This window comes from Bradyrhizobium sp. sGM-13, from assembly GCF_018398875.1.
Taxonomy (GTDB): Bacteria; Pseudomonadota; Alphaproteobacteria; order Rhizobiales; family Xanthobacteraceae; genus Bradyrhizobium.
Genome location: NZ_JAGWDK010000095.1, coordinates 1 through 6,000, shown reverse-complemented (window position 1 = coordinate 6,000; position 6,000 = coordinate 1). Strand labels below are relative to the sequence as shown.

At 54.3% G+C, this 6,000-nt stretch carries 7 protein-coding genes; all 7 read left to right on the top strand.

Annotation, left to right across the window (positions count from 1 at the left end; translation table 11 throughout):
- The first annotated feature begins 611 nt into the window (after positions 1-611).
- Genes KJQ96_RS37840 through KJQ96_RS37810 form a run of 7 tightly spaced genes read left to right on the top strand, consistent with a single transcriptional unit; the run spans position 612 to position 5,900 of the window.
- A complete protein-coding gene (locus tag KJQ96_RS37840) occupies positions 612-1,562 on the top strand; it encodes a CBASS oligonucleotide cyclase (RefSeq protein WP_309142542.1) in 951 nt (316 codons plus the stop codon).
- Positions 1,559-2,059: a hypothetical protein gene (locus KJQ96_RS37835; RefSeq protein WP_213253745.1), complete on the top strand. Its 501-nt coding sequence runs from the start codon at positions 1,559-1,561 to the stop codon at positions 2,057-2,059. Before KJQ96_RS37840 ends, KJQ96_RS37835 begins: the two co-directional genes overlap by 4 nt.
- A complete protein-coding gene (locus KJQ96_RS37830) occupies positions 2,056-2,958 on the top strand; it encodes an ATP-binding protein (protein ID WP_213253746.1) in 903 nt (300 codons plus the stop codon). Before KJQ96_RS37835 ends, KJQ96_RS37830 begins: the two co-directional genes overlap by 4 nt.
- Complete coding sequence (locus KJQ96_RS37825) at positions 2,958-4,121, top strand: hypothetical protein (RefSeq protein ID WP_213253747.1); 1,164 nt, start codon at positions 2,958-2,960, stop codon at positions 4,119-4,121. The genes KJQ96_RS37830 and KJQ96_RS37825 overlap by 1 nt, the downstream gene beginning before the upstream one ends.
- A complete protein-coding gene (locus KJQ96_RS37820; protein ID WP_213253748.1) occupies positions 4,118-4,684 on the top strand; it encodes a 3'-5' exonuclease in 567 nt (188 codons plus the stop codon). The genes KJQ96_RS37825 and KJQ96_RS37820 overlap by 4 nt, the downstream gene beginning before the upstream one ends.
- 41 nt (positions 4,685-4,725) lie before the next feature.
- Complete coding sequence (locus tag KJQ96_RS37815; RefSeq protein ID WP_213253749.1) at positions 4,726-5,049, top strand: helix-turn-helix domain-containing protein; 324 nt, start codon at positions 4,726-4,728, stop codon at positions 5,047-5,049.
- Complete coding sequence (locus KJQ96_RS37810) at positions 5,046-5,900, top strand: ImmA/IrrE family metallo-endopeptidase (protein WP_213253750.1); 855 nt, start codon at positions 5,046-5,048, stop codon at positions 5,898-5,900. The genes KJQ96_RS37815 and KJQ96_RS37810 overlap by 4 nt, the downstream gene beginning before the upstream one ends.
- Positions 5,901-6,000 lie beyond the last annotated feature (100 nt).

The window sequence follows — 6,000 nt, the reverse complement described above, 5'->3', positions numbered from 1 at the left end:
ATAAGCGCCTGCCGCGCCCTCGCGTGAGCGCGACCTCACAGAACCCTCCAGATTCACGGGAGGCCGGCTCGGAATTATCGTTTGCCCACTCCTGTGCAAGCGGAAAAGACGGATGCCTACCCGGAGAGCAGAATTCTTTGAATTTTAGCACAAACGCTAGCACAAAAATATTTTGATGATGATTTATTTAAACAAAATCAGTTAGTTGCGAGATGTTCCATCGGTCTCATAACCTGAAGGTCATAGGTTCAAATCCTATCCCCGCAACCAAACTTTGATAGTGATATCAGTGACATAGACCGCCTCTGGCGGGCTTTTGATGTCTTGCAGTACTTTCCTGCCTTTTACCCATCAAATCCATAATATATCATTTGATATCAATATGTTACAGGTCTCACCTCCAATCAATTGCCGAGCGTTACAATTTTCTACATGGCACACATGATTGGCACATGAATGCGAGATGCAGGCGCCCTTGCCAGTGCCGCCGGGGCCCTCCTAAAAAGTGTGAATGTTCTGAGTAGGCGCACTTTTTAACCTTGACTGCCGAAGACATCCGCTCCATTCATCGTTCGGAGTACCGAACATTATGTGAGTCTATGGAGAATCACGTGCCCCTCAACAACACAGCGCTCCAGTACTACGACGCCAATGTCCTGCGGCTTCCGACCGACAAGCGGAAGGAATACCACGCGCAGGTCGATCGGTTGATCACCGAACTCAGCCGCACCGTTCGTGAAAAGACGGCGATCAAGATCACCAAGGTGGTCAAGGCGGGCTCCTTCGCCAAGTTCACGATCTTGCGCAAGACCTCGACCGACCCGGTCGACGTCGATGTCGTCTTCTATATCTCGGGTCGCAATATCGACCACGAGACCCTCCAGGGCCTGAACGACACCATCTACAAGTTGTTGATTGAGATCTACCCCAACAAGGATGTCGAGGATTTCGAGATTCAGCGGAAAGCCGCGACAGTTTCATTCGTTGGCACTGGGCTCAGCGTCGACATCGTGCCCGTGATCGAAGACCCGGCTCGTCCCGGCTACGGTTGGCAGTTTGATTTGCAGGACGGCTCCAAGCTGGAAACCTGCGCGCCGTGTCAGATCAAGTTTGTGCGGGACCGGAAAAACAAGGACAAGGATTACCGGACCCTCGTTCGCCTGACCAAGAAATGGCGCAACCACGCCGAGCTGAAGGCACTCAAGTCCTTCGTTATCGAGCTGATCGTCGCGTACATTCTCGACACCGAAGGCAACGCTGGCAGTATCGAAGAGCGCTTTCGACGCATTCTTCTCTACATCGCCCAGACCGGCCTGAAGGAGAAGATTCAGTTCGCGGAGAACACCGCCCCGTTCGGCACCTTCACTGATCCGGTGGTCATCATCGACCCGGTCTATAGCCTCAACAACGTGGCGAGCCGCATCACCGAGGCGGAGCGCATCTCAATCGTGGCGGCAGCGCAGGATTCTTGGGAAGCGGCACACTTTGCATCCGCTGAAGACGACAACGAAGTGTGGAAAGAGCTTTTTGGCCCGCGTTTCAAGATCGAGGAAGCCGCATGACCTATTCTGCCACTGCGAGTGAGACCTATTCCTATACCACGGCCGACGTCGAAGCAGTTGCGCGCCGTTTCACGGCCGATCTGGTTATGATCGGCCAGAGTTCGGCTGCCATCACTGAGGAGAAAGCGCGCGAGTATGCGCATGATGTGGAAGCCTTGGCTAAGAAGGGCTTTCTTGAAAAGGTCGACCTCACGCTCCTGTCGGGCGGAGTCGAGCTGCGCGCAACGCAGTATATGGTGAATACGGCCTCGGGCGATCTGACGATGAGTCGCCCCGGTGGGGTTATGTGGCCGCGGGTTGCCAATGCCTACTTGCGCATCATCTTGTTTTGGACCGACGACTATACCCTCACTCAGCAAGCGGCGATGAGCGGAAAGTTGAAGATCAACTGGAGTCCAACGAGCGATGACACGAACCACACCGGTCTTAAGGCGACTGGTGGACGCGACTACGCCAGCAATGCCTTCGGCATGCAGCGGAAGGATTTTGCCACGTGAACCAGCCAGCTCCTAAAGTTTTCGACAGCGAGACCCCGCTTCCGGACCCAGCGTTGACCGCGAAAGCGAAGACCCTGCTGGGATTTGAGGAGCGGTATACGCGCGTTCACAATCAGCTTCGACTTCTCTTGAGTTTGAACGAATTAGGTGCCTGGAACAAAAAATACCACGGCGGCAAGTTATTGCTCGGCGACCTTGTCGCCGAGCAATACCCGCTTGCAATCTTCCACGGGGATGTCGGGACTGGAAAGAGTGCAAACGCCGAGTGCTTAGCAAACCGCATCGTTGCCGAAGCGCGGGCAGAAGATTCGATCCTGTTCAAGTTGAGCAACCGCGTTCGCGGAAGCGGTAAAGTCGGCGAGATGGGAACTCACCTCTCGGAAGCGTTTCATCGTGTAACACAATCTGCTGGGCGGGGGCGGCGCGCGGTCCTTATCATCGACGAGGGCGACTCACTGGCGACCTCGCGTTCTCAGGACCACAGCCACCACGAAGACAAGGTGGCCGTAAATACACTCATTCAAGGTATCGACGATCTTCGAAAGTTCGGTGGCCGTGTAGTCACTTTTCTCTGCACCAACCGTTTGTCTGTGCTTGATCCTGCGTTGCGCAGGCGTGCGGCGATCGTGGAGGAATTCAAGCGGCCGTCCGCCGAAGAGCGCCGCCAACTCTTTAAGCTCGATTTGGCCGGGCTTGGTTTGCCGGAATCACAAATCGCTCAGCTCGTCGCGGCTACCGAGGCAAAGAGCGGTCAGCCATCCTGGACCTACTCGGATATTCGCACTCGCCTTTATCCAGGCGCGTTGGCATTAGCTTTTCCGGATCGGCCGCTTTCTTTTGAACATTTGAAGTCCGTCGTCTCGATGATGAAGGCGTCGCCGGCAGTGGAGGATCGCTGATGGCGAAGTCTTCGCTCTTTGGACGGCGTATCCATATCTCCGGTAGCGTATCTCAAGATCCAGCTATCGCGGCGGTCGCCGAGGTGACGAAGGCGCGTGCACTGGTGGAGGGACTCGTACAGGAGCTTATGTCTCGGGGAGCTACCTTTGTCCTGCCGGTCGATAGTGAGAAAACCCGTACAGCAGACGGGACGCCAATTCTGTTCGACTGGTTGATTTGGGAAACAATCCGCAACTGCCTCGCCCGCCGCCCGTCAGGCGCGCCCGGCCCGCTCGTCATCGCGGTGCAGCACCACAAGACAGAAGATCAAATTCCGCCCCAGTTCCAAGCACTTTGGGACGAATTGCGATCCTCGGACCTCATACAGATTGAGAACGTGTCGCACTGGAATATGAACAGCAAGCGCATGGAAGCACAGGCGCGATGGGGCGATATTCTTCTGACGGTTGGTGGTTCCGAGGGTGTGCTGTTCCTGGCCAACCTCTATCATGACGCGGGTAAGCCAGTGGTTCCGCTCAATTGCAAGGTGACCCCGGTTGGTGAAGGAGCACGTCGGCTATTCACTTTGGGCTTGTCGAGTGCCCAGGCGCCGCGCCTCTTCCGGACTCTTGCCCAAACCTCGCACACTTGGATGAATCGCATTAACTTTACGGATCGCGCCGACACAACCGATCAGATAAAGGGCATCATAGACCTTCTAGAAAGTCTAGAGCCGCCGCCGGCGTTCGTCGTGCGGCTCTTGAATCCAGACCATGCGGACTTCGCGGACGTGCAGAATTTTTTCGATGTGGTTGTGCAGCCGATCATTGAGGGTGAACTGGGTTACCGCATGGTTGTTGTAGACGGCCATCAAAAATACGAGCACGCACGCATCGATCAAGAGATCTTTGCCAAGCTGCACCGGAGCCGCGTGGTCTTGGCCGACATTACTGGAATGCGCCCGAACTGTTTCTTGGAGCTTGGCTATGCCTTTGGCCGTATTCTTCCGACGATGCTAATGGTGAAGGAAGGAAGCTCTCATCCGTTCGATATTCACACTTTTGCGGGCTTGCATTGGAAAACAGCGGGCTCGGTGGAAGAGCGGCGGCGCGCGTTTCGGGAGCATTGGGCCGCCATCCAGAGCAGGCCGGCCCTTGTTGCAACGGAGCCCCTTGTCTCATGACCGTCAAGCGAGAAATCTTTATCTCAATTGACGTGGAAGCCGCTGGCCCCATACCAGGAGAGTTCAGCCTCTTGTCTATTGGCGCCTGTGATGTAGATGAACCGTCGCGTGTATTTTCTTGCGAGCTGCAACCTATAAATCGAAATGCTGACCCGAAGGCTCTGGAAGTCGGCGGCTTCTCCCTGGAAAAGCTAGCTAGGACCGGGCTACCTCCAAAAGAAGCCATGGAGAAATTTGCATCTTGGATCGAAAGTTTTGTTGGTGAGTCAGATACGGCAGTATTCGTCGGGTTTAACGCCCCCTTCGATTGGTCATTCATCAATTACTATTTCCACAAATTCCTCGGAAGAAATCCCTTCGGTTTTACCGCCTTGGACATCAAAGCCTATTATATGGGTGCTACCGGCTCCACATGGCGCGATACGCGCTCCAGTGCGATTGATGCAAAGCTGAATCCAAAGTCCAAGTCCGATCATAACGCCTTGCACGATGCCCAATATCAAGCAGAGCTCTTCCGTCTCATTCGTAAGAATCTTGTATCTGGCCGAGCGGGCAATGCCTGACAGTCACTCCAACTGTCGGTCATAAAAAGGAGAAGATACAAATGTCTACAGCTTTGGGAGACAAGATACGCCGCCTTCGAAAAGAAAGGGGGTTTAGTCTCGATAAGCTCGCTGAGCTCTCTGAATCGAGTAAGAGCTACATCTGGGAATTGGAAAATAAAAATCCACCGCGCCCATCGGCAGATAAGTTAGCCAAGATCGCGCACCAACTCGATACGACCATCGAGTATCTTTTAGACGAAGGAGAGTCTCTCTCTACTGAAGATGCGGCAGATGCCAAATTCTATCGCCAGTATCGTCAAATGGATGAGGCGACCAGAGCGAAGATAAGAAAGATGGTCAAGCTGTGGGGCGACGATACATGACTGATGCGTTCTCCCCTGAGCGGTGGGCTTTCGAAATAACCCACGTGTTGAACACCGTTTTGGGAGCAGAGCATTTTCCGATTAACGTCACAGCCGTGGCGCAAGAATACAGTGTCCAAAAATTTCCGCACGATCCGATTTCACGGATAGTTGGCGGCAGTCTTCCCGGTTTCGACGGTGCTCTCTACAAAGCACCCGCCGGGAGGAAAGGCTGGGGAATTTTTTACAACAACCGGATACGTTCGACCGGCAGAATAAACTTCACGTTGGGCCACGAATTCGGCCACTACCTATTGCATCGCTTGGCCTATCCCGAAGGTATCCGGTGTGGAGAGCAAGACTTTGTTCAATGGGACTCGACTTACGGTCAGATCGAGCACCAGGCTAATGTGTTTGCGGCGAACTTGCTGATGCCGCTTGATGATTTCCGCCGACTTGTTCCGCCGTCGTCGAAAATCGACTTGGACGTCATTTCTCATTGTTCAGATCGTTACCAAGTATCCCTGATAGCCGCGACACTCCGTTGGCTCGCTTACACCGAGAAGCGCGCTGTGCTGGTCGTATCCCGAGATGGATACATTCTTTGGGCACGATCGAGTGCATCCGCGCTAAAATCCGGAGCCTTTTTCCGTACTTCCGCAGGGCCGATCGAAATTCCGGCAACATCGCTGGCGGCGCAACGCTTGACGGCAGAGAAACATGCCACGAAAGAACACGAGCTTGGAGTCTGGTTCCCGGAGCCAGTGACCGAAATGACGGTGCTGTCGGAACAGTATGACTTTGCCATTTCGCTACTTCTCCTCTCTAATGACCCGCCTCCGTTTATTGAGCGGGCACCCAGTCTTTACTAGACGACCGATTCCATGAAACCCGCGTGCTGCAGCAGGCTGAATTGGTGGAACGGACGGGTTGTTGGCGGATTCCTCGTTTGCGGTCGGCGAAACGAGGAGC

Coding starts and splice junctions, on each gene's coding strand:
- KJQ96_RS37835 (WP_213253745.1), top strand. CDS start 1,559: ATGACCTATTCTGCCACTGCGAGTGAGACCTATTCCTATACCACGGCC.
- KJQ96_RS37825 (WP_213253747.1), top strand. CDS start 2,958: ATGGCGAAGTCTTCGCTCTTTGGACGGCGTATCCATATCTCCGGTAGC.
- KJQ96_RS37820 (WP_213253748.1), top strand. CDS start 4,118: ATGACCGTCAAGCGAGAAATCTTTATCTCAATTGACGTGGAAGCCGCT.
- KJQ96_RS37815 (WP_213253749.1), top strand. CDS start 4,726: ATGTCTACAGCTTTGGGAGACAAGATACGCCGCCTTCGAAAAGAAAGG.
- KJQ96_RS37810 (WP_213253750.1), top strand. CDS start 5,046: ATGACTGATGCGTTCTCCCCTGAGCGGTGGGCTTTCGAAATAACCCAC.